At 74.3% G+C, this 21,368-nt stretch carries 20 protein-coding genes, 1 pseudogene and 1 riboswitch; of the genes and pseudogenes, 12 read left to right on the top strand and 9 right to left on the bottom strand.

Annotated elements, in window-relative coordinates:
• The first annotated feature begins 20 nt into the window (after window positions 1-20).
• The gene (locus tag ACIOGZ_RS27795) at window positions 21-671 is read left to right on the top strand and encodes a response regulator (protein ID WP_400987878.1); all 651 of its coding nucleotides are present in this window, start codon (window positions 21-23) and stop codon (window positions 669-671) included.
• A gap of 82 nt (window positions 672-753) precedes the next feature.
• Here ACIOGZ_RS27795 and ACIOGZ_RS27790 read toward each other — a convergent pair.
• Window positions 754-2,696, bottom strand: a pseudogene (locus ACIOGZ_RS27790) (anthranilate synthase family protein).
• 241 nt (window positions 2,697-2,937) lie between these two features.
• Between ACIOGZ_RS27790 and ACIOGZ_RS27785 the strand changes: the two are divergent.
• On the top strand, window positions 2,938-4,347 hold the full coding sequence (locus tag ACIOGZ_RS27785; protein WP_380336515.1) for a class II 3-deoxy-7-phosphoheptulonate synthase: 1,410 nt from the start codon (window positions 2,938-2,940) through the stop codon (window positions 4,345-4,347).
• Window positions 4,348-4,556: 209 nt separating this feature from the next.
• Window positions 4,557-4,850 (top strand): (2Fe-2S)-binding protein, encoded by a 294-nt coding sequence (locus ACIOGZ_RS27780; protein ID WP_363618862.1) that lies wholly within the window; start codon window positions 4,557-4,559, stop codon window positions 4,848-4,850.
• A gap of 4 nt (window positions 4,851-4,854) precedes the next feature.
• Here the strand turns inward: ACIOGZ_RS27780 and bfr are convergent, their stop codons facing one another.
• A complete protein-coding gene (gene bfr / locus ACIOGZ_RS27775; RefSeq protein ID WP_363582962.1) occupies window positions 4,855-5,334 on the bottom strand; it encodes a bacterioferritin in 480 nt (159 codons plus the stop codon).
• 221 nt (window positions 5,335-5,555) lie between these two features.
• Here bfr and ACIOGZ_RS27770 point away from each other — a divergent pair, with 221 nt between their 5' ends.
• Window positions 5,556-6,185: a molybdopterin-dependent oxidoreductase gene (locus ACIOGZ_RS27770; protein ID WP_063347259.1), complete on the top strand. Its 630-nt coding sequence runs from the start codon at window positions 5,556-5,558 to the stop codon at window positions 6,183-6,185.
• A gap of 28 nt (window positions 6,186-6,213) precedes the next feature.
• Here ACIOGZ_RS27770 and pknB read toward each other — a convergent pair whose 3' ends face one another.
• The 4 genes from pknB to thiO all read right to left on the bottom strand — a co-directional run bounded on the left by pknB (window position 6,214) and on the right by thiO (window position 10,337).
• Entirely contained in the window at window positions 6,214-7,992 is a 1,779-nt protein-coding gene (gene pknB / locus ACIOGZ_RS27765) for a Stk1 family PASTA domain-containing Ser/Thr kinase (RefSeq protein WP_400987876.1), read from the bottom strand.
• Window positions 7,993-8,111: 119 nt separating this feature from the next.
• Window positions 8,112-8,909, bottom strand: coding sequence for a thiazole synthase (locus ACIOGZ_RS27760; protein WP_363582958.1), 798 nt, complete (start codon window positions 8,907-8,909; stop codon window positions 8,112-8,114).
• A gap of 1 nt (window position 8,910) precedes the next feature.
• Window positions 8,911-9,165 carry a sulfur carrier protein ThiS gene (gene thiS / locus ACIOGZ_RS27755; RefSeq protein ID WP_363582956.1) on the bottom strand — a complete coding sequence of 85 codons (255 nt, stop codon included), beginning with the start codon at window positions 9,163-9,165 and terminating at the stop codon, window positions 8,911-8,913.
• The gene (gene thiO / locus ACIOGZ_RS27750; RefSeq protein WP_400805639.1) at window positions 9,162-10,337 is read right to left on the bottom strand and encodes a glycine oxidase ThiO; all 1,176 of its coding nucleotides are present in this window, start codon (window positions 10,335-10,337) and stop codon (window positions 9,162-9,164) included. Before thiO ends, thiS begins: the two co-directional genes overlap by 4 nt.
• A 3-nt stretch (window positions 10,338-10,340) precedes the next feature.
• Window positions 10,341-10,453: riboswitch (TPP riboswitch) on the bottom strand.
• Window positions 10,454-10,537: 84 nt separating this feature from the next.
• Here thiO and ACIOGZ_RS27745 point away from each other — a divergent pair.
• The 3 genes from ACIOGZ_RS27745 to thiE are packed head-to-tail and all read left to right on the top strand — an operon-like array spanning window position 10,538 to window position 12,804.
• Window positions 10,538-11,746 carry an FAD-dependent oxidoreductase gene (locus ACIOGZ_RS27745; protein WP_363582952.1) on the top strand — a complete coding sequence of 403 codons (1,209 nt, stop codon included), beginning with the start codon at window positions 10,538-10,540 and terminating at the stop codon, window positions 11,744-11,746.
• A gap of 42 nt (window positions 11,747-11,788) precedes the next feature.
• On the top strand, window positions 11,789-12,154 hold the full coding sequence (locus ACIOGZ_RS27740; RefSeq protein WP_350884398.1) for an Rv2175c family DNA-binding protein: 366 nt from the start codon (window positions 11,789-11,791) through the stop codon (window positions 12,152-12,154).
• Window positions 12,154-12,804, top strand: a complete 651-nt coding sequence (thiE, locus tag ACIOGZ_RS27735) for a thiamine phosphate synthase (protein WP_400987824.1) — start codon at window positions 12,154-12,156, stop codon at window positions 12,802-12,804. The genes ACIOGZ_RS27740 and thiE overlap by 1 nt, the downstream gene beginning before the upstream one ends.
• Before the next feature lie 56 nt (window positions 12,805-12,860).
• Here thiE and ACIOGZ_RS27730 read toward each other — a convergent pair whose 3' ends face one another.
• The gene (locus ACIOGZ_RS27730) at window positions 12,861-13,967 is read right to left on the bottom strand and encodes a polyprenyl synthetase family protein (RefSeq protein ID WP_400805642.1); all 1,107 of its coding nucleotides are present in this window, start codon (window positions 13,965-13,967) and stop codon (window positions 12,861-12,863) included.
• A gap of 220 nt (window positions 13,968-14,187) precedes the next feature.
• On the opposite strand from ACIOGZ_RS27730, the gene metF reads away from it, so the two are divergent.
• Together metF and ACIOGZ_RS27720 are read left to right on the top strand one after the other, a co-directional pair.
• The gene (metF, locus tag ACIOGZ_RS27725; protein WP_363582946.1) at window positions 14,188-15,108 is read left to right on the top strand and encodes a methylenetetrahydrofolate reductase [NAD(P)H]; all 921 of its coding nucleotides are present in this window, start codon (window positions 14,188-14,190) and stop codon (window positions 15,106-15,108) included.
• 218 nt (window positions 15,109-15,326) lie between these two features.
• Window positions 15,327-16,229, top strand: coding sequence for a hypothetical protein (locus ACIOGZ_RS27720; protein WP_363582944.1), 903 nt, complete (start codon window positions 15,327-15,329; stop codon window positions 16,227-16,229).
• Between the two features lie 18 nt (window positions 16,230-16,247).
• Here ACIOGZ_RS27720 and ACIOGZ_RS27715 read toward each other — a convergent pair whose 3' ends face one another.
• Both ACIOGZ_RS27715 and ACIOGZ_RS27710 read right to left on the bottom strand, forming a co-directional pair.
• On the bottom strand, window positions 16,248-17,744 hold the full coding sequence (locus ACIOGZ_RS27715) for a phytoene desaturase family protein (RefSeq protein ID WP_400987821.1): 1,497 nt from the start codon (window positions 17,742-17,744) through the stop codon (window positions 16,248-16,250).
• 55 nt (window positions 17,745-17,799) lie between these two features.
• Window positions 17,800-18,441, bottom strand: coding sequence for a DUF4126 domain-containing protein (locus tag ACIOGZ_RS27710; RefSeq protein WP_400805647.1), 642 nt, complete (start codon window positions 18,439-18,441; stop codon window positions 17,800-17,802).
• A gap of 583 nt (window positions 18,442-19,024) precedes the next feature.
• Between ACIOGZ_RS27710 and ACIOGZ_RS27705 the strand changes: the two genes are divergently transcribed.
• The 3 genes from ACIOGZ_RS27705 to ACIOGZ_RS27695 all read left to right on the top strand — a co-directional run bounded on the left by ACIOGZ_RS27705 (window position 19,025) and on the right by ACIOGZ_RS27695 (window position 21,189).
• Window positions 19,025-19,591: an SAV_6107 family HEPN domain-containing protein gene (locus tag ACIOGZ_RS27705; protein WP_400805702.1), complete on the top strand. Its 567-nt coding sequence runs from the start codon at window positions 19,025-19,027 to the stop codon at window positions 19,589-19,591.
• Window positions 19,592-19,636: 45 nt separating this feature from the next.
• The gene (locus ACIOGZ_RS27700; protein ID WP_400987819.1) at window positions 19,637-20,389 is read left to right on the top strand and encodes a methyltransferase domain-containing protein; all 753 of its coding nucleotides are present in this window, start codon (window positions 19,637-19,639) and stop codon (window positions 20,387-20,389) included.
• 410 nt (window positions 20,390-20,799) lie between these two features.
• Window positions 20,800-21,189 carry a DUF3040 domain-containing protein gene (locus ACIOGZ_RS27695; protein ID WP_350884379.1) on the top strand — a complete coding sequence of 130 codons (390 nt, stop codon included), beginning with the start codon at window positions 20,800-20,802 and terminating at the stop codon, window positions 21,187-21,189.
• The last annotated feature ends 179 nt before the right edge of the window (window positions 21,190-21,368 follow it).

Raw genomic sequence — 21,368 nt, 5'->3', positions numbered from 1 at the left:
AGCCGACGACTGACCGGCCGATACGGGTGATGGTCGTGGACGACCACCCGATGTGGCGCGACGCCGTCTCGCGGGACCTCGCCGAGGCCGGGCTGGACGTGGTGGCCACCGCGGGCGACGGCGAGGAGGCCGTGCGCCGGGCCCGCGCCTGCTCGCCGCAGGTCGTCGTGCTGGACCTCAACCTGCCCGGTCTGCCCGGCGCCGAGGTGTGCCGCCAGGTGGTCGCGCAGGACCCGGCGGTGCGGGTGCTGGTGCTCTCGGCCAGCGGCGAGCACCAGGACGTGCTGGAGGCGGTGAAGTCCGGCGCGACCGGGTACCTGGTCAAGTCGGCCGGGCGGGAGGAGCTGCTGGACGCGGTGCGGCGCACGGCCGTGGGCGACGCCGTGTTCACCCCGGGCCTGGCCGGCCTGGTGCTGGGCGAGTTCCGCCGGCTGGCCGCCGAACCGGCCCCGGCCTCCGCGCCGGCCGTCCCGCAGCTGACCGCCCGGGAGACCGAGGTCCTGCGCCTGGTGGCCAAGGGCCTGTCGTACCGGCAGATCGCCGACCGGCTGGTGCTGTCGCACCGGACGGTGCAGAACCACGTCCAGAACACGCTCGGCAAGCTGCAACTGCACAACCGGGTGGAACTGGTGCGGTACGCGATCGAGCAGGGGCTGGACGACGACATCTGACGGCTCCGGTGGGATCCGGCCGCCTCGGCGATCCCGCGTGCGGCGGGGGCCGGTCTCCCGGGACCGGCCCCCCACCGGCTGCTCAGCCGCGGACGGCCGCCGCCTCGCGCAGCAGGCCCGCCACGATGCCGACGCCGTCGCGGGTCAGCACCGACTCGGGGTGGAACTGGAGGCCGGCGAAGCCGGGCCCGCGCAGCGCGTGGACGTCCCCGGTGGCGGCGTCCCGGGCGACCTCGACGCCCCGCGCGGCGAGCCGGGCCGCGTCGGCGTCCGAGCAGCGCGCGGTGAACGTGTTGTAGAAGCCGACGGTGTGCTTGGTGCCGAACAGGTCGATGCTCTCCTGCGCGCCCTGGTACGGGACGTCCTTGCGGCCCAGCGCCAGCCCGAGCTCGCCGCAGAGCAGCTGGTGGCTGAGGCAGACCGCGAGCAGCGGCGCGGTGCGGGCCCCGGACTGGACGGCTGCCAGGGCGTCCGCGACGACCGGCCGCAGCAGGGCCATCTTGGGGTCGTCGGCGAGCGCCGGGTCGCCGGGCCCGGGGCCCAGCACCAGCGGTCCGCGGTGCGCCGCCAGCAGGGCGGGCAGCCCGGGCGCGTCGTAGCGGACGACGCTGACCTGGTGGCCGATCGAGGTGAGCAGGTGGGCGAGCATCGAGGTGAAGGTGTCCTCGCCGTCGACCACCAGGGTCGGCGCGGGCTCGGTGACCACGGTCGGTGTCTGCATCCGCAGCCAGAACGGGGCGAGGTCGGCCCGCCGGGCGTCCAGGGCGGCCTGGACGCGGTGGTCGTCGGCCAGCCGGGGGCCGGTGGGGCCGGGCAGCCGGGCAGCCGGGCGGGCGCGGGCCGGGCGCCGATCGCGGTGAGCACCCCGGCGGCCTTGGCGTGGGTCTCGGCGACCTCGGACTCGGGGACGGAGTGGCGGACCAGCGTGGCGCCGACCCGGACGACCAGGCGGCCGGTGGCCGGGTCGATGTCGGCGGTGCGGATGCAGATCGGCGAGTCCAGCAGCTGTCCGCCGCTGGCGGAGCGGCCGATCAGGGCGAGCGCGCCGGAGTAGTAGCCGCGCCCTCCGGGCTCGTACCGCTTGATGACCCGGGTGGCGTTCTGGACCGGGCTGCCGGTGACGGTGGCGGCGAACATCGTCTCGCGGAGCACCTCGCGGACGTCCAGCGAGGTGCGTCCGCGCAGCTCGTACTCGGTGTGGGCGAGGTGGGACATCTCCTTGAGCCGGGGCCCGAGCACCTGGCCGCCGAGGTCGCCGACCGTGCACATCATCTTGAGCTCTTCGTCGACGACCATCGTCAGTTCCTCCAGCTCCTTGGGGTCGTGGAGGAACCGGAGCAGCGAGTCGATGTCCGAGCCGCCGGTCGGATAGCGGTAGGTGCCGGAGATCGGGTTCATCACGACGGTGCCGCCGCTCTGGCGGACGTGCACCTCGGGGGAGGCGCCGACCAGGACGCGTTCTCCGGTGTGCACCAGGAAGGTCCAGTAGGCGCCGCGCTCCTGCTCCAGCAGCCGCCGGAACAGGGTGAGCGCGAGTGCGGGCGAGAAGTTCTCCAGGGTGGCGCCGAAGTCGCGCCGGATCACGAAGTTGGCGCCCTCGCCGTTGCCGATCTCCTCCTCGATCACCCGGCGGACGATCGCGGCGTACGCCTCGTCGTCGATGTCGAACGAGCCGCCGGTGAGCGAGACCGGCGACTGCGGCAGGGCGGCGGTGAGTTCGGCCAGCGGCAGGGTGTGCTGTTCGGCCACCGAGAGGGCCTGCAGCGGGGTCCCGTCGTCGTGCGCCTCGAAGCCGCGCTCGCGGATCTGCCGGTACGGGACGAGCGCGAGCAGGTCGTGCACGGGGCCGTCGGCCGGGACGCCGGTGCGGACCGGCAGGTCGGCGAGGTTCCGGTAGCTGTCGACGGTGCCCATCAGCACCTCGACGGTGTCCGGGGCGAGCCGGGGGGTGCGGCGGTGCAGCAGGGCGAACGCGGGCGCGTCGGGAGCGGTGAGGCGGGCGAGCAGGTCGGCGGTGGCGGTCACGGAGCGGCTTCCTTCCGGGGGACTGGTGAGGTGCGGTGCTGGGATCCGCTCCCGGAGGGCCGTCTGCGCATACGCCGACGGCCGCCCCGAGGGGCGGCCGTCGTGTTCGTCTAGGAACGCGCGATCGGTGGGCCACCCTTGGGGGAGGCCCACCACCAGGAGTGGGTGTGGGGCGCGTGCATGGTTCGAGCGTAGCGGATCGTGCGGGGAGGGTGAGCCCGGTCACGTGTTTGTCCGAGTTATGTCTCACCCCTCGGGCAATGGTCACGAATCGCTCGGGTCACCCCGTAGCCTTGGTGGTGTGACCGTGACGACTGAGACATCGAGGACTGGCCACTCCTGGCAGTCCCTGCCCGCGGCGCAGCAGCCTGAATGGCCGGACCAAGAGGCTCTGCGCAAGACCCTTGCCGAGCTCGCCTCCTATCCGCCGCTCGTGTTCGCCGGCGAGTGCGACCAGCTGCGCGCCCGGCTCGGCGCCGTGGCGCGCGGGGAGGCCTTCCTGCTGCAGGGCGGTGACTGTGCCGAGGCCTTCGACGGCGTCTCGGCGGAGCACATCCGCAACAAGCTGAAGACCCTGCTGCAGATGGCCGCCGTGCTGACGTACGCGGCCTCGGTGCCGGTCGTGAAGGTGGGCCGGATCGCCGGCCAGTACTCCAAGCCGCGCTCCAAGTCGACCGAGACCCGCGACGGCGTGACGCTGCCGGTCTACCGCGGCGACTCGGTGAACGGCTTCGATTTCACCCCCGAGTCCCGCATCCCGGACCCGGAGCGCCTCAAGCGGATGTACAACGCGTCCGCCGCGACGCTGAACCTGGTGCGCGCGTTCACCACCGGTGGCTACGCGGACCTGCGCCAGGTGCACGCCTGGAACCAGGACTTCGTGCGCAACTCGCCGGCCGGCCAGCGCTACGAGCAGCTCGCCCGGGAGATCGACAACGCCCTGGCGTTCATGAACGCCTGCGGTGTGGCGCCGGAGGAGTTCAAGACCGTCGAGTTCTTCTCCTCGCACGAGGCGCTGATCCTCGACTACGAGACCGCGCTGACCCGCGTGGACTCGCGCACCGGCGAGCTGTACGACGTCTCCGGCCACATGGTGTGGATCGGCGAGCGCACCCGCCAGCTGGACCACGCGCACATCGAGTTCGCCTCGAAGGTCCGCAACCCGATCGGCGTCAAGCTCGGCCCGACCACCTCGGTCGACGAGGCACTGACCCTGATCGAGAAGCTGGACCCGGAGCGCGAGCCCGGCCGCCTCACCTTCATCACCCGGATGGGTGCGGGCAAGGTCCGCGACCACCTGCCCACCCTGGTGGAGAAGGTCACCGCGTCCGGCGCCCAGCCGGTGTGGATCTGCGACCCGATGCACGGCAACACCTTCGAGGCCTCCAGCGGCCACAAGACCCGCAGCTTCGACGACGTGCTCGACGAGGTCAAGGGCTTCTTCGAGGTGCACCGCGCGCTGGGCACCCACCCGGGTGGCATCCACGTGGAGCTGACCGGCGACGACGTGACCGAGTGCGTCGGCGGTGGCGACGAGGTGCTGGTCGACGACCTGCACCAGCGCTACGAGACGGCCTGCGACCCGCGGCTCAACCGCAGCCAGTCGCTGGACCTGGCGTTCCTGGTGGCGGAGATGTACCGCGGCCAGTGAGCTGCCACGGGAGCTGCCACGGGTGAGCCGCCGCCGGCGGGTCACCGGTGAACGAATGTGACGAAAGCCCCTCCGGATTCGGGGTCCCCGAGCCCGGAGGGGCTTTTTCGTGCCCGGATCGCCGGGTAAGGTGAGGCTTAGTGAAGTAAGGCAAGCCTTAGTCAAGATCGTTCCGCCGGTCGGCGCCGCACCACCCTGGAGAGTCCGCGATGTACGTGTGCATGTGCCATGCGGTCACCGAGGACCAGGTGAAGAAGGCGATCGACGCCGGGGCCGGCACCCCGCGCCAGATCGCCCGGGGCTGCAAGGCCGGCACCGACTGCGGATCCTGCGTCCGCCGGATCCAGGCCCTGCTCGGCGAGCACGGCGCCCGGCCCTGCCCGACCGCCCGCCTCGCCGCGAAGCTCGGCCTGGCCGACCCGCAGGACCAGGCCGCGTCCGCGCCGGTGGCCACCGTGACTCAGGCCGCCCCGACCCCGGTCGCCCCGCTGCGCGCGGCCTGAGGGCTCAGGAGTCCGGCTGCTCGATCACCTGGGCGAGGTAGAGGGCTTCGCCGAGCTTCTCCAGGAGCTCCAGCTGGGTGTCGAGGTAGTCGATGTGGTGCTCCTCGTCGGCCAGGATGTCCTCGAAGATGTTCGCCGAGGTGACGTCGTTCTTGGCGCGCATCACCACGATCCCGCGCTTCAGCCGGTCGATCGCCTCGACCTCGATCTGGCGGTCCGCCTCGAACATCTCCTTGACCGTCTGGCCGATCCGGACGTGGAACAGCCGCTGGTAGTTCGGCAGCCCGTCCAGGAAGAGGATCCGGTCGGTGAGGGTCTCGGCGTGCTTCATCTCGTCGAAGGACTCGTGCCGGGTGTACTTGGCGAGCTTCGTCCAGCCGAAGTTCTCCTGCATCTTGGCGTGCAGGAAGTACTGGTTGATCGCGGTGAGCTCCGCGGTGAGCTGCTCGTTGAGGAACTCGATGACCTCTGGGTCGCCCTGCATGGCTGGTGCCTCCCTGCGCTACGGCCTGTTGTGACTCCTGCGCTGCGCATCCTGGCATCGAAATGGGAGAAAATTCCAGTAAGTTCACACTCACTAGGACATGTTTTGGAATATCCGATTTGAGCCGATACGGGCCCGATCACCGGTTCTTGGGGGCGGGGCGTGTGGTCGCGCGAAGGGGCGCGCACGGCGCGTCGGCCGCCGTCTGTCACCATGGAGTCATGGGTCAGTCCGAACAAGAACCGCTTCCGCCGTCTGACCCGAGGCTCCCCCCGGGGCAGCGCGTGCAGCGCGGCTGGCCCGCCCTGCACTACGGGCCCGTACCCCGCTTCAAGCCGCTGACCTGGGACCTCCAGGTGTTCGGCGCCACCGCCTCGGCGGAGAAGCACAGCTGGGACTTCGAGGCCTTCCACGCCCTGCCGCGCACCACCGTCGTCGCCGACCTGCACTGCGTCACCAAGTTCACGCTGCTCGGCAACGAGTGGTCGGGCGTGCCGGCCGCCGCCCTCCTCGACCTGGAGCCCCCCGCGCCCGGCGTCACTCACGTGATGGTCTGGGCCGAGTACGGCTACAGCGCCAACCTGCGGCTGGCCGACTTCGCCGACCCGCGGACGATCTTCGCCACCCACCGCAACGGCGAGCCGCTGACCGCCGAGCACGGTTTCCCCGTCCGGCTGATCGTCCCCGGGCTGTACGCCTGGAAGGGCCCCAAGTGGGTCCGCGCGGTGGAGTACATGCGGGCCGACCGTCGGGGCTTCTGGGAGGAGCGCGGCTACCACAACCTCGCCGACCCGTGGCGCGAGCAGCGCTACTCCCACCAGGAGGAGCCGGGCGACGGCCCGCTGCGCTGAGGGCGGGCCGACGTTCGGAGGAATCCCCTTAGAAGAAGGGGAAGTTGACCGTCACCGCGGTGTGCTGCGGGCGCCGCTCGCCGGCCGCCGGGGACTGACTGGACACCTTGCCGGTGCCGAACAGGTTGACCCCGCTGGTCTGCATCGTGAAGCCGGCCGCCTGGAGCGCCTTCGCCGCGTCGTCCTTGCTCATCCCGGTGACGTCCGGGACGGGCACCATGCCCTTGCTGACCACCAGCGAGACCGCGGTGTTCTCCTGGAGCAGCTGCCCGGCCGCCGGCGAACTGCTGATCACCACGCCCTCCGGCACGGTGTCGTCGTACGTCCCGGTCACGCCGCCCCTGGTCAGCTGGGCCGCGGTCAGCGCGTCGGCGGCCTGGTCGGCGGTCTTCCCGGCCAGGTCCGGCACCGCGATCCGCTTGGGGCCCCTGGAGACGGTCACCGTCACGGTGTCGCTCTTGCGGGTCCGCGCGCCCACTCCGGGGTCGGTGGCGATCACCTGCCCGGCCGGGACGCTCTCGCTGAACGCCTCGACGAAGCGGCCGTGCATGCCGTCCTTGTCCAGGATCCGCTGCGCCTCGGCCCGGTCCTTGCCGAGCACGCCGGGCACCGGCCCGTACAGCCCCTCGGACAGCCCGTACGTCGCACCGCCGACCGCCAGCACCAGGGCGGTCAGCGCGGCGACCCAGATCAGCGGCTTGCGGGGGAGGCGGCGCAGCAGGCCGGGCCGGCGCCCGCGCACCGGGGTCGGCTCGTCGTACGGGCGCGGCTCGACCAGCAGCTGGTCCAGCAGCTCCGCCGGCACGTCCAGCACGCTGGTGGGCTCCGGCGCCCCGGCGTCGACGGGCCCCGCCGGCTGCTGGATCACCGAGGTCGGCTCGCTGGTCGGGTAGCGCGGGCTGGGCCGGGTGGAGGCCGGCGGCTCGGCGTCCAGCTCGGCCGGGGTGAGCGTGCGGCGGATCCGCTGGAGGGCGGCGAGCAGTTCGACCGCGTCGTACGGGCGGGCCTCGGCCGTCCGGGCGCAGGCGCCGGCCACTATGGCGTCCAGCCCGGGGCCGACGGCCGGGGCGATCAGCGAGGGGGCGGGGACGTCCTCGTGCAGGTGCTTGTACATCACCTGGACGGGGTTGTCGCCGGTGTGCGGGCGGCGGCCGGTGAGCATCTCGTAGAGCAGGATGCCGGCCGCGTAGACGTCGACCCGCTGGTCGGTGGGGGCGTCCGGGAGGATCTGCTCGGGGGCCAGGTAGGAGACGGTGCCGAGGACCGTGCCGCCGGTCGCGGTGCTGGTCGAGGTGGGCGCGCCGTCGGCGGTGCCGAGGACCCGGACCAGGCCGAAGTCGGCGACCTTGACCAGTCCGTCCTCGGTGATCAGCACGTTCTCCGGCTTGACGTCCCGGTGCACCAGCCCGGCCCGGTGGGCGGCGCCGAGGGCGGCCAGCACCGGCTCCAGCACGTCCAGCGCGGCCCGCACGGACAGCGCGCCGCGGTCGCGCAGCAGGTCCCGCAGGGTGCGGCCGGGCACGTACTCCATGGCGAGGAAGACGTTGGCCCCGTCCGCGCCCTGGTCGAAGACGTTCACCACGTTCGGGTGGGAGAGTCGGGCGACGGCCTTGGCCTCGCGGATGAACCGGGCGGTGAAGCCGTCGTCCCCGGCCAGCGCGGGGTGCATCACCTTGAGGGCGACGACCCGGTCCAGCCGGGTGTCGGTGCCCTTGTAGACGGTGGACATCCCGCCGGTCGCGATGCGCTGCTCGACCCGGTACCGGCCGTCGAGCAGGGTACCGATCAGGGGGTCGTGCAGTGCCATGTCCACCCGGAGAGTCTAGGGCCGCAGGCGGCAGCCGGACCCGGAGGACATCCCCTCCGGGCCCGGCTGTGCCCGGTTTGTGACACGGCACACGCGGGTGGGTGCCGGGCGCCAGGGCGTCAGAACGCCGGGTGCTCGCGGGTGTCCAGCTCCGCCCGGCCGGCCATCGCCGAGGAGGCCTCGGCGTGGAACCGGCGCGGGATGCGGCCGGCCCGGTGGGCGAACCGGCCCGCCTCGGCGGCGTGCCGCATCGCCTCGGCCATCAGCACCGGGTCCTGCGCCCTGGTCACCGCGGAGGCGAGCATCACCGCCGCGCAGCCCAGCTCCATCGCCAGCGCGACGTCCGAGGCGGTGCCGGCGCCCGCGTCCAGGATCACCGGGACGCCCGCGTCCTCCACGATCAGCTGGAAGTTGTGCGGGTTGCGGATGCCCAGGCCGGAGCCGATCGGCGAGCCCAGCGGCATGATCGCCGCGCAGCCGACGTCCTCCAGCTTGCGGGCCAGCACCGGGTCGTCGTTGGTGTACGGCAGCACCGTGAAGCCGTCGTCGACCAGGGTCTCGGCGGCGTCCAGCAGCTCGATCGGGTCCGGCAGGAGGGTCCGCTCGTCGGCGATCACCTCCAGCTTCACCCAGTCGGTGCCGAGCGCCTCGCGGGCCAGCCGGGCGGTCAGCACGGCCTCCCCGGCGGTGAAGCAGCCCGCCGTGTTGGGCAGCACCCGGATGCCGTTGCGGGTCAGCACGTCCAGGACGGAGCCCTGGGTGCCGGCGTCGACCCGGCGCATCGCCACGGTGGTCAGCTCGGTGCCGGAGGCCAGCAGCGCCCGTTCCAGGATCTCCAGGCTGGGTGCGCCGCCGGTGCCCATGATCAGCCGGGAGCCGAAGGACTCCCCGGCGATGGTCAGCAGGTCGTCAGCCATGTCAGCCTCCCTGGACGGCGGTGAGGATCTCGATCCGGTCGCCCGCCGACAGTTCCGTGGCCGGCCACGAACTGCGCGGCACCACGGCCTCGTTGAGGGCGGCGGCGACGCCGCTGTGGGCGGCGCTGAGGGTGGCCACCACCTCCGCGAGGGTGGTCGTGGCGGACACCCGGCGGGGCTCGCCGTTGACGGTCAGCCCGATCTCGGCCGGTGTGGTCTGGGCCGGTGTGGTCTGGGGTGGTGCGATCTCGGTCATGCGGAGGCCTTCGTGGTGGAGCGGTCGGGGGAGAACCGGGTGGGCGTGAACGGCTTTGCAAGCTCGGGGAGTTCGCCGGTCGCCAGGTACTCGGCGAGCAGGTCGGCGGTCACCGGGGTGAGCAGCACGCCGTTGCGGTAGTGGCCGGTGGCGGCGACCAGCCCGGGCAGCGCGGTCGGGCCCAGCAGCGGGGCGTTGTCCGGCGAACCGGGACGCAGCCCGGCCGAGGTCTCCAGCAGCGGGAGTTCGGTGATGCCCGGCACCAACTCGTGGGCGTCGCGCAGCAGTTCGTACACCCCGCCGGCGGTGACCGTGGTGTCGTAGCCCTGCTCCTCGGTGGTCGCGCCGATCACCAGCTCGCCGTTCTCCCGGGGCACCAGGTACAGGTGCTGTCCGCGCACCACCGCGCGGACGTTGCGGGACAGGAACGGCCGGTACGCCTCGGGGATCCGCAGCCGCAGGATCTGCCCCTTCACCGGGCGGACGGCCGGCAGCACGCCCTCCGGCAGCCCGGGCAGCCGGTGGCTGTGCGGGCCGGCCGCGAGCACCACCTGGTCGGCCCTCGGTGTCTCGCCGGTGCCGAGCCGGGCGCCGACCGCGCGGCCGTCCTCGACCAGCAGCCCGACGGCCTCGGCCCGGTGGAGCACGACCCCGGCGAGCTCGCAGGCGGCCACCAGGGCGGTCAGCAGCCGGCGGGGATCCACCTGGTGGTCGTCCGCGACGTGCAGGCCGCCGCGCACGCCGGGGGCGAGCATCGGCTCCAGCCTGCGGGCCTCCCGGCCGGTCAGCCAGGCCGAGTCCAGGCCGAGCCGCTGGTGGAAGGCGTGCAGCTCGCGCAGTTCCTCGCGGTCGTCGGAGTCCAGCGCGACGGCGATCGTGCCGCACCGGCGGTACCCGGTGTCCAGGCCGCCGCTCGCCTCGGTGAGCTCGGCGGCGAAGTCCCCGTACCGCTGGTTGGAGGCCATGCCGAGGCGCAGCAGCGGCTCCTCGCCGTACTGCAGCTCGGTGACCGGGGCGAGCATCCCGGCCGCGACCCCGGCCGCCCCGCCGCCGGGGGAGGGGTCGACCACGACGATGTTCCCCAGCCCGCGCTGCGCGGCGCGCCAGGCGACGGCGAGGCCGATGACGCCCCCGCCGATCACCAACACGTCGGCGTGGGTTTCCTCGGGCAAGCGTGACAAGGCTGCTCTTCTCCCTTCGCCGGAATGACCCGGATCAGGTTCGGACGGTCGCGGGCCGTGCCAGCCCGCCTCTCAGCCCGGTACGCCGGGCTCCCGTGATGGTGCCCCCACCATAACGCCGGGGGCGGGCCCGGCCGAAGGCCCGTACGCGGGGTGGACGGGCCGGTGGCCCCGGCAGGGCGCTGAGTACAGTGACGGGCGTGGCAGAGCTGAACGGAACGGATCAGGTGGTCGTCGTCGGGGCCGGGCTGGCCGGGGCGCAGTGCGCCCTGAAGCTGCGGCAGGGCGGCTGGCGGGGGCGGATCACGCTGGTCGGGGAGGAGCCGCACGCGCCGTACGACCGGCCGCCGCTCTCCAAGGACGTGCTGCTCGGCAAGGCCGACGCCACCACCCTGGACATCGACTACCCGCACCTGGGCATCGAACTGCTCACCGGCCGCCGCGCCACCGGCCTCGCCCCCGGCGTGCTGCACACCGACGCCGGCGACCTCCCGTACGACGCCCTGGTGATCGCCACCGGCGCCACCCCGCGCGCCCTGCCCGGCGCCGAGCGCGCGCACCTGCTGCACACCCTGGACGACGCGCTGGCGCTGCGTGCCCTGCTGCGGCCCGGCCTGCGGCTGGTGCTGGTCGGCGCGGGCTGGATCGGCGCCGAGGTGTCCACCGCCGCCCGCGCGGCCGGCTGCGAGGTGACGGTGGTCGAGGCGGGCCCGGCGCCCGTCCCCGGCGCGCTGCCGGCCGAGGTCGGTTCGGCGATGGCCGCCTGGTACGCCGAGGCCGGTGTCGACCTGCGCTGCGGGGTCGGCGTGGCCGCCGTCGAGGAGGGCGCGGTGCTGCTGGCGGACGGCTCGCACCTGCCCGCCGACGAGGTCGTGGTCGGCGTCGGCGCCCGGCCCGCGACGGGCTGGCTGGCCGGTTCCGGCGTCGAGCTGGACGGCACCGGCGCCGTCCTGGTGGACGGGCGGCTGCGCACCGGCCTGCCCGGCGTCTTCGCGGCCGGGGACTGCGTCAGCTACCCGTCCGCCCGCTCCGGCGCCCGGCTGGCCGTCCAGCACTGGGACCACGCGTTGCAGTCCGGCGAGGCCGTGGCGGCCGCCGTCCTCGGCGCGGACGCGCCGCCGTACGACCCGGTGCCGTACTTCTGGTCGGAGCAGTTCGGGCGGATGGTCCAGTACGCCGGGCGGCACGCCGAGGGCGACGAACTGCTGTGGCGCGGCGGCCCGCAGGACGCCTCCTGGACGGCGCTCTGGCTGCGCGACGGGGTGCCGAGCGCGCTGCTGGCCGTCGACCGGCCGCGCGACCTCACCCAGGGCCGCCGGCTGATCGAGCGCGGCACCGCGCTGGACCGGGCCCGCGCGGCGGACCCCTCGGTGCCGCTGAAGTCGGCGGTCGCGGGGTAGCAGCTGGTGCGCGGGGGGCTGTGGAGGTGGCAGTCTGGTGGCGTGAGTGAGATTGAAAGCAAGATCGAAGCCCTGGTTTCCGAGTGGATGTACCTGCCCGACATCTCGGAGCAGTGGGGGGTGCGCGTCACCGAGGTGCGCGACCTGGTCCGCAGCGGCGGGCTGATCGCCGTCCGGCGGGGCCCCAACAAGTCGCTGCAGGTCCCTGCGGCGTTCATCGACGGCCAGGGGCTGGTCAAGCACCTGTCCGGCACCCTGACCGTGCTGCGCGACTGCGGGTACAACGACGTGGAGATCCTGGAGTGGCTCTTCACCGAGGACCCGTCGCTGCCCGGCAGCCCGATCCAGGCGCTGCAGGAGAACCGCGGCACCGAGGTCAAGCGGCGCGCCCAGGCGATGCTGATCTGATGGCGGCGGACGCACCGCGCCGGCGGCTGGCCGACGCCCGGCTGTACCTGTGCACCGACGCCCGCCGGGAGCAGGGCGACCTCGCCCAGTTCCTGGACGCGGCGCTGGCGGGCGGGGTGGACATCGTCCAGCTCCGGGACAAGGGCCTGGAGGCCAAGCAGGAGCTGGCGGCCCTGGAGGTCTTCGCGGACGCCTGCCGCCGCCACGGCAAGCTGCTGGCCGTCAACGACCGCGCCGACGTCGCGCACGTGGCCCGGCCGGACGTGCTGCACCTCGGGCAGGACGACCTGCCGGTGCCGGCCGCCCGGGCGATCCTCGGCGACGAGGTGCTGATCGGCCGGTCCTGCCACGCCGAGTCCGAGGTGGACGCGGCGCTCGCCGAGCCCGGCGTGGACTACTTCTGCACGGGCCCGGTCTGGCCGACCCCGACCAAGCCGGGCCGCCCGGCGCTGGGCCTCGGCCTGGTCTCGTACGCGGCGAAGCAGAGCACCGACCGGCCGTGGTTCGCCATCGGCGGCATCGACCTCGGCAACCTCGACGAGGTGCTGGCCGCCGGCGCCCGCCGGATCGTCGTGGTCCGTGCCATCACGGCCGCCGACGACCCGCAGGCCGCCGCCGCCGAGCTTGCCCGGCGGGTGCGCTCGGCCTGACGGCCCCGGGGGCCGTCACCGTTCCCCGTACCTGCGGATCCCCCTGCGTGCGGATCTCAGTACTTGCGGACGGTGGCGGCCTCGGCCAGGGCCAGCAGCACCGTGCGGGCCTGCTCGTCGGCCAGCGGCGCCGCCTCCAGCGCGGCCAGGGACTGCCGCATCAGCTCGTCGATCCGGCGCTCCACCCGCTCGGGCGCGCCGCTGCGGGCCACCAGGTCGCGCAGCCCGGCGACCTCCTCGGGCACCAGGTCCGGCGCGCCGAGCCGCTCGTCCAGGTGCCGGGCGTCGGCGGCCGGCAGGCCCCGCATCGCGTGCGCCACCAGCAGGGTGCGCTTGCCCTCGCGCAGGTCGTCCCCGGCCGGCTTGCCGGTGACCGCCGGATCGCCGAAGACGCCGAGCAGGTCGTCCCGCAGCTGGAAGGCCTCGCCCAGCGGCAGCCCGAACGCCCCCAGCGCCGCCACCAGCTCCGGGCCGGCCCCGGCCAGCAGCGCGCCGACCTGGAGGGGCCGCTCGATCGTGTACTTCGCCGACTTGTAGTGCAGCACCGTCTGCGCCCGGTCGAGCGCGCCCTCGTCGGCGGAGTCGCCGGCCACCGGCTCCAGGACGTCCAGGTACTGGCCGACCATGACCTCGGTGCGCATCAGGTCGAACACCGGCTTGGCGGCCAGCACGGCGGCCGGCTCCAGGCCCGAGCGCAGGAACAGCTCGTCGCACCAGATCAGCAGCAGGTCGCCGAGCAGCACCGCCGCCGAGGCGCCGTACTGCTCGCGGTCGCCGCGCCAGCCGTTCGCCCGGTGCAGCGCCTCGAAGCGGCGGTGGATCGAGGGCAGGCCGCGGCGGGTGTCGCTGCGGTCCATCAGGTCGTCGTGCACCAGGGCGCTCGCCTGGAGCAGTTCCAGCGCGGCCGCCGCGTTCGCGATGCCCTCGCCGCCGGCCGGGCCGCCGGCACTGCGCCAGCCCCAGTAGCAGAAGGCCGGGCGCAGCCGCTTGCCGCCGTCCAGCAGGAAGTCGCGCAGGGCGTCGGCGGCGGGCACGAGCTGCGGGGAGATCTTGTCCAACAGGGCGGACTGGCCGTCCATGAACGCGGCGAGGGCGGCGTTGACGCACGCGCGGACGTCCTCCACGTCTATGGGGTTGGCCGGCCGGTTGCTGGACGAGGTCACGATGAGGCTCCGCTGGTTCGCTGGGGTGCAGCAAGCGTAGCGGGGTAGCCGGGAACGAATGTGCGAGCGGGCGTGCGCGCGGGCGTGCGGGCACACCCGGCGCGGGCCCCGAACGCCGGTCGGAATTCGACGGACCACCGGACGGAGTATCGTCCACCGCTTGTCTCAATCCGTGGTACCGAGTTGTCCGGCCCCTTCGAACGCCGGATAACCTGCCAGCATGGCACTCGGCATCGCTTCCACCAGACCGGACCGCGCACTGACGGTCCGCGAACTCCTGGCAGCCGGAAAGCGGTCCTTCTCCTTCGAGTTCATGCCCCCGCGCACCGAGGTCGGCGAGCAGAGACTCTGGGACGCCATCCGTCGGCTCGAACCGCTGGACCCCAACTTCGTCTGCATGACGTACGGCGCCGGCGGCTCCTCGCGCGAGCGCACCGTCAACATGGTCGGCCGGATCGCCACCGAGACCACGCTGACCCCGGTCGCCCACCTGACCGCCGTCGACCACTCGATCGCCGAACTGCGCAACATCATCGGCCAGTACGCCGACCAGGGCGTGCGCAACGTCCTCGCGGTCCGGGGGGACCCGCCCGGCGACCCGATGGGCGAATGGGTCAGGCACCCCGACGGCGTCACGTACGCGTACGAGCTGGTCGAGCTGATCAAGGGCATCGGCGACTTCTGCGTCGGCGTCGCCGCCTCGCCGAACATGCACCCGCGCTCCACCGACTGGGACGAGGACATCCGGCACTTCGTCGGCAAGGTCCGGGCGGGCGCCGACTACGCGATCACCCAGATGTTCTTCGAGGTCGACGACTACCTGCGGCTGCGCGACCGGGTCACCGCCGCCGGCTGCGAGACGCCGATCATCCCGGAGATCATGCCGGTCACCAACGCCAAGCAGCTGGAACGCTTCCCCCAGCTGAGCGGCTCCGCCTTCCCCGCCGACCTGGAGGCCCGGCTGCGGGCCGCCGTCGACGACCCGGCGGCGCTGCGCGCGATCGGCATGGAACACGCCACCGCGATGGCCGAACGCCTCCTCGCCGAGGGTGCGCCCGGCCTGCACTTCATCACGCTCAACCACTCCACGGCGACGCTGGAGATCTACCAGAACCTCGGCCTGCACCAGCGCCACGCGTAGGCCCCGTCCGGCGCCCCGTCGGGGGTCCTGCGCCGGGCCGATCGGGCCCGCGGGCCCGGACGTTCACCGGCCCGTCACCGCCCCGACGGTGACGGGCTCGGTCGTGTGGGCCCCGGCCGCGACCGGCGGGAACGCGATGCGGTACCCCGGCCGTTGAACCGGTACAGTCGCCGCACACGCGCGGCGAGCGCGGGCACGCGACTGGAGGTAGCGGGCGGATGGGCATCGGATACCTGCTGCTGTACGTCGCGTTGGCGGTGGTGGCGCTCTGGCTGGTCGCCGAGGTCCTGCTGCAGAACCGGGCCCCGCTGCACTGGCGGGCCCTCGCCCTGGTCGGCTTCCTGGCAGTGGCCGCCGGCATGGTGCTCGGCTCCGTCCCGGTGATCGGCGCCGGCGCCGCCCTCTTCGCGGCCGGCCAGACCTTCGTCACCCTCTCCGTCAAGCGCGGCTACCGGGCCGGCTGGTCGCTGCGCAAGGCCGACGGCTCGCTGCCCGGCCCGCTCGCCAAGGTGCCCCTGCTCGGCGCCCTCACCGGCGGCGCGGCCGCCGTGGCCGCGGTCGAGGCCACCGACAAGCGGATCGGTGAGGTCAGCGCCGTCGAGGAGGCCCCGGTCGCCGCCCCCGCCCCGGTTGCCGAGGACGTCCCCGAGGTCGAGCAGACCGCCGCCTTCGAGATGCAGGAACTCGCCCAGGACGGCGTCTACGCGCCCGCCTACTACGAGCAGCAGCAGGCGCAGGCGCCGCACGACCCCTACGCCGAGGCCTACCAGTCCGGCTACGACAACGCCGCCCAGCCGCAGCCGGCCTACGAGCAGCAGCAGTGGCAGAGCCAGCAGCAGCCGGCCTTCGCCTACGACCAGGGCTACGGGGCCTACCCCCAGCAGTCCGACCCGTACAACGGCTACCCGCAGCAGGACCAGTACCAGTCCTACCCGCAGCAGCAGCCCGGCTGGGAGCAGCACCCCCAGCAGCAGTGGCAGACCCCGCAGCAGCACCCCGAGCAACACCTGGAGCAGCACCCCGGCCAGCAGCCGGGCCAGCACCCCCAGGGCATCCCGCAGCAGCAGTCCTACGACCACACCTACGGCTACCAGCAGCAGAACACCTGGCCCCAGGGCTGAGGTCCGGCGCCAGGGCCCCTACGCCGGGCCGATCAGGTTGGCGGCGATGCAGGCGGACATGCCGGCCCGGGCCAGTCCGCCGCCGGGGTGGGCCGCTCCGCCGATCAGGTAGAGGCCGGGGACGGGCGACTCGTTGGCGGGCTGGAGCCATCCGCCGCCGTCTCCGGCGAGCGCGGGGCGGGGGACCGACCCGCCGAGGGCGCCGGTCTCCCGGCGGGTGTCGTCCGGGGTGCGCACGACCCGCCACAGCATCCGTTCGCGCAGGCCCAGGCCGGCGGCGTCGGCGTGCGCCAGCAGCCGGTCCGCGTGGCGCTCGGCGACCCCGGGCGCCGTCCAGTCGACGTCGCCCTGGGCGGGGACGGTCGCGGTCAGCACCACGCTCTCGTGCGCGTCGTCGGGGCGCAGCGAGGGATCGTCCGGGCGCAGCACCTGGAGGGTGGGGCGCTCGCAGGGCGGGGCCGGGAGGGTCAGGGCGTTCTGCTCGGCCGCCGGGTCGGCGGCGTGCACCACCGTCCGGTGCGGGGTGCCGGCCGGCCGGGCGCCGCGCAGCGCGAGCAGCACGCTGAACCGGCCGGGCACCTCGGACGGCTCCCCGTGGTCGGGCCCGAGCTCCGGCCACCGGGCGAGACCGTCACGGAACAGCGCCCTGGTGTCCATCGAGGAGACCACCAGGTCCGCGTCGATCCGCCCGCCCGGGGTGTCGACGCCACGGGCCCGGCCGTCCTCGACCAGTACCCCGGTGACCGGGGTGTCGAAGCGGAACTCCACCTTGCGCAGCTCGCAGCGCCGGTGCACCGCGTCCGCCAGGGCCCGCAGGCCGCCCCGGACGTACCAGACGCCGAAGGACTGCTCCATGTACGGCAGCACGGTGGCCCCGGCGGGGGCGGACCCGGGGGGCAGGCCGAAACGCAGGGCGTGCTCCGCCAGCAGGGCGGTGAGGCCGGGGTGGCCGCCGAGTTCGCGGGCGGCGACGTCGGCGAGGGTCCACGGGCGGGGCCGGCCGAGCCGGGCGAGCAGGCCGCGCCGGGGCGGGACGGGGTAGGGGTCGGTGTGCAGCGGCGACCGGTCGGCCGGGAGCGGCTCCTCCAGGAGCGGGCGGCGGGTGGCCTCCCAGACCGTCCGGCCGTGGTTCATGACCGCGCTCCAGCGGGCGCCCGAGCCGGCGCCGAAGGCGGCGTCCAGGGCCTGGCTGACGCCGCCGCGGGAGGCGTTGGGCAGGCTGACGGCGGTGCCGTCCGGGAACAGGTGCCGGCTCTCCGGGTCCACCGGGGCGAGGTCGACGAGCTGCTCCAGCGGCTCCTTGCCGGTCTTCAGCGCGAGGTCGCGGTAGACGGCCGGGAGGGTCAGCAGGCCGGGGCCGGTGTCGAAGGCGAATCCGTCGCGCTCGTACCGGCCGACCATGCCCCCGTACGTGCCGCCGGCCTCGCAGACCGTCACCCGGTGTCCGAGGGTGGCCAGCCTGGAGGCCGCCGCGAGCCCGCTCATTCCTGCGCCGATGATGACGATCCGTGCCATGGCACCTGATCCTAGGCCGTGACCTGGGCCGGGCCGGACCGGGCGGGCGCCGTCCTCAGCGCCGCGGGACGTACGGCCGGTCCGCCTCCTGCCCGCGGGCGGCGGACCCGGCGTCGCGGGCGGCGCGGCGTTCGCGGCGGCGGGCCCGGAAGGCGCGGATCCGGTTGACCGCGAACCAGACCAGCAGCAGGCCGACGGCGAGCAGGACGGCGGCGATCGAGGCGGCCAGCCAGGGGTGGAAGATCGCCAGGGATACCAGCCCGGCCACCGACAGGTCCTCCGCCATGCTGACCGCGATGTTGCTGGCCGGTTCGGGCGAGGTGTTGACCGCCATCCGCAGCGAGGCCTTGACCAGGTGGCTGACCAGCGCCGTGGTGCCGCCCATCGCGCCCGCCGCGACCTCGCCGAGCGAGCCCGGGTCGGTGCTCGCGATCAGCGCGCCGACGGTGGCGCCCGCGATCGGCCGGATCACGGTGTGCACGGAGTCCCAGAGGCTGTCGACGAACGGGATCTTGTCGGCCACCGCCTCCAGCAGGAACAGTACGGCGGCCGCGACCAGCACGTCGGTGCGCTCCAGTGCGGGCGGTACCGAGTCCGCGCCGCCGAAGCGGCCCAGCAGTCCGAGCAGCAGCACCACCGCGTAGGCGTTGATACCGCTGGCGAGTCCGCTGGTGAAGATCAGCGGCACGATCGTCATGGCTTCCCCCTCCTCATCGCTTTCCCCCTCCTTCTCGTGGCCGTGGCCGGTCCGCCCCGGCCACGGCCGTACCGTACCCGGACGTGCCGGGTCGGCCCGCCGGTTCCGGCCACGGCCGGGTCCGGGGCCGACGGATCTGAGTACGCGTACTCAGATCCGGGGTTGAGTACGTCAGCGGATGGCCCGCCGACCTGCCGGGACGGGAGAGTGGTGGCACCGGGAAGGCGGCGCGTCGGGCGCCCCGCCCCGGGTGGCGGATCCGTCCGCCCAGCCGGCAGATGAGGGGTCGGCGGGGCGGCGGCGGAGGTCCGCCGCGGGAGCCGGTCACGGGCCTCGCACCGCCGACACGGGGCGGCGGAGCGGGCCGGGGGGAGACCGGCCACCGGAAGGGGGAGCTGGCCACCGCCGCCTGTGGGGAACGGCGGAGCGGCGGCGTACGGCGGCGGCACAGGACCTGGGGGGACAGGCCGGTGCCCGCCGCCGCTCACCCGTTTCGGGCCGCGTTGTCAGTGGTCCCGTTCACGATGGAGGGGCACGGACCGCCCGGTCCGCGCGCTGCCTCGGAACGGGGGAGACCATGACCATCAGCCGTCCTGAGCCCGTCACCGCCCGCCTCCACTCCGCCGCCCCGCCGTCCTCCCCGGGCGGGCGCCCGGGTGGCGGGGACGTCCACCCCGTGCTGCGCCGGACCGCCGCGCCGCCGGCCGCCCTCGACCTGCTCGCCGACGCCCACCGCACGCTCGCCCGGGCCCGCGTGCTGGAGGACCCGCTGGAGCGGTACGCCACCGCCCACCTGGCCGCGCTGCGCACGGTGGCGGCCGTGCTCGCGGTGCGGGGGCGGCCGGAGAAGAGCCCGCGCCGGCGCAAGGCCATCCGCAGTGCCTGGGAGGTGCTGCCCGAGGTGGCCCCCGAGCTGGCCGAGTGGGCGCTCTACTACGGCGCCGGCGCCCGCCGCCGGGCGGCCGCCGAGGCCGGGATCAGGGGTGCCGCCTCGGCCCGTGACGCCGACGACCTGGTCCGCAACTCCGCCCTGTTCCTGCGCCTGGTCGAGCGCCTGCTCGGCCTGCGCCCGACCCCGCCGGCCCCGCGGCTGCCGCTGGACGGCGACGACCCGCCGGGGGTGACGGGCCCCGCCACCCGCCCGGTCTAAGGTGGAGGCATCCTGATCGATCTGCATGTGCCGAGGAGCCCCGCCTTGTACCCGACGCGTCCCCGCAGTGCCCTGCGTACCGCCGTGGTGTGGGAGGTGGTGCGGGCCGCCCTGGAGAAGCGGGCGGCCGAGCTGGACCAGCCGGTGCTCGACGTGGTCGACACCGGTGGCGGCACCGGCAACTTCGCCGTGCCGGTGGCCAAGCTCGGCCACCGGGTCACCGTGGTCGACCCCAGCCCGGACGCGCTGTTCGCGCTGGAGCGCCGGGCCGCCGAGGCCAGGGTGACGGAGCTGGTCCGGGCCGTCCAGGGCGACACCCAGACGCTGCCCGAGCTGGTCGCCCCCGGCACCGTGGACGCGGTGCTCTGCCACGGCGTGCTGGAGGTCGTGGACGACCCGGCGGAGGCGCTCGGCAGCCTGGCCGGCACCCTGCGCCGGGGCGGCCTGGTCAGCCTGCTGGCCGCCAACCGCAACGGCGCCGTGCTGGCCCGCGCGCTGGCCGGCCACTTCACCGAGGCCCGTACGGTGCTGTCCGCGACCGACGGCCGCTGGGGCGAGCAGGACCCGATGCCGCGCCGCTTCACCGGCGAGGAGCTGGGCCGGCTGGCCGAGGGCGCGGGTCTGCGGGTGGAGTCGGTGCACGGCGTCCGGGTCTTCGCCGACCTGGTCCCCGGGGTGCTGGTGGACGCCGAGCCGGGCGCGATGGAGGCGCTGCTGAAGCTGGAGGAGGCCGCCGCCGAGCAGCCCGCGTTCCACGCCGTGGCGACCCAGCTGCACCTGCTGGCCACCCTGGCCTGAGCGGCCGCGGGACCGTCCGCCGCCGTACGGTTCGCACACCGTGCGGCGGCAGTTCGCCTTCCGGACGCCCCCCGGCCTCGTCCGGGTGGTCCCGAACCTGCCCAGGTCCGAACCGATTCCACCCGTTCGGGCACTTGTCCGCGTCCCGTGGCGTTGAGCCGGGTGCGGCCGTGCCCGGTCGAAGTGGCCCGTCCCACGCGGCGCAGACCACTCCGTAACGGGCCCACGGACCGTATGATCTGGGTAAAGCCGGAAAGCATGACAGCCGGATGCGTGGGGCATATGGACGACACGGGCCGGGTCCCCCCGCACAGGCGTCCGACCGTGTGCCCCGAAGGCTGATTGGACTTTGCCTCCCCGACCGGGGTGGCGGACCGGTCGCACCCGCGACCGACGAGTAGGAGGACTCCGTGCCGCTCTCGGAGCACGAGCAGCGACTGCTCGACCAGATGGAGCGAGCGCTGTATGCCGAAGATCCCAAATTCGCGACGGCGCTTGAGGGAACCGGGCTGCGCACCTACACCCGCCGGCGGGTGTACCTGGCCGTTGCCGGCTTCGTGGTGGGCATCGGCCTGCTGATGGGCGGCATGGTCGTCCCCGACCAGATCTGGGTCAGCGTCGTGGGCTTCCTGGTGATGCTCGGGTGCGCGGTGTTCGCCGTGACCGGCTGGCGCCGCGGCCCCGCCGGCCAGGGCTCCGGCCCCCGGCCGGCCGCCGCGCCCCGCCGCAAGGCCGGGATGATGGACCGGGTGGAACAGCGCTGGCAGCGTCGTCGGGACGAGCAGGCCGGCGGCTTCTGAGCCGCGCACGGCACGCCCGCCGGGGCGCGCACACGCTGGACGAACGCCGGGGCGGGGCGGCGGGCGGCGGCCCCCCCCCCCGGCCCCCCCCGCCCCCCCCCGCCCCGCCCCCCGGGCCCCCCCCCGGCCGCCCCGGGGGGCTGCGCGGACGCCCGCGGGGGCGTGGGCCCGGGGGCCAC

The organism is Kitasatospora sp. NPDC088160 (genome assembly GCF_044741445.1).
Classification (GTDB): domain Bacteria; phylum Actinomycetota; class Actinomycetes; order Streptomycetales; family Streptomycetaceae; genus Kitasatospora.
Note: the sequence above shows the minus strand (reverse complement) of the source record. Positions and strands in the feature narration are given on the sequence as shown.

Bases quoted from the DNA above. Each gene is read 5' to 3' on its own strand.
- ACIOGZ_RS27785 (WP_380336515.1), top strand. From the start codon at position 2,938: ATGTCTCACCCCTCGGGCAATGGTCACGAATCGCTCGGGTCACCCCGT.
- ACIOGZ_RS27780 (WP_363618862.1), top strand. From the start codon at position 4,557: ATGTACGTGTGCATGTGCCATGCGGTCACCGAGGACCAGGTGAAGAAG.
- bfr (WP_363582962.1), bottom strand. From the start codon at position 5,334: ATGCAGGGCGACCCAGAGGTCATCGAGTTCCTCAACGAGCAGCTCACC.
- ACIOGZ_RS27770 (WP_063347259.1), top strand. From the start codon at position 5,556: ATGGGTCAGTCCGAACAAGAACCGCTTCCGCCGTCTGACCCGAGGCTC.
- pknB (WP_400987876.1), bottom strand. From the start codon at position 7,992: ATGGCACTGCACGACCCCCTGATCGGTACCCTGCTCGACGGCCGGTAC.
- ACIOGZ_RS27760 (WP_363582958.1), bottom strand. From the start codon at position 8,909: ATGGCTGACGACCTGCTGACCATCGCCGGGGAGTCCTTCGGCTCCCGG.
- thiS (WP_363582956.1), bottom strand. From the start codon at position 9,165: ATGACCGAGATCGCACCACCCCAGACCACACCGGCCCAGACCACACCG.
- thiE (WP_400987824.1), top strand. From the start codon at position 12,154: ATGGCGGCGGACGCACCGCGCCGGCGGCTGGCCGACGCCCGGCTGTAC.
- metF (WP_363582946.1), top strand. From the start codon at position 14,188: ATGGCACTCGGCATCGCTTCCACCAGACCGGACCGCGCACTGACGGTC.
- ACIOGZ_RS27720 (WP_363582944.1), top strand. From the start codon at position 15,327: ATGGGCATCGGATACCTGCTGCTGTACGTCGCGTTGGCGGTGGTGGCG.
- ACIOGZ_RS27715 (WP_400987821.1), bottom strand. From the start codon at position 17,744: ATGGCACGGATCGTCATCATCGGCGCAGGAATGAGCGGGCTCGCGGCG.
- ACIOGZ_RS27710 (WP_400805647.1), bottom strand. From the start codon at position 18,441: ATGACGATCGTGCCGCTGATCTTCACCAGCGGACTCGCCAGCGGTATC.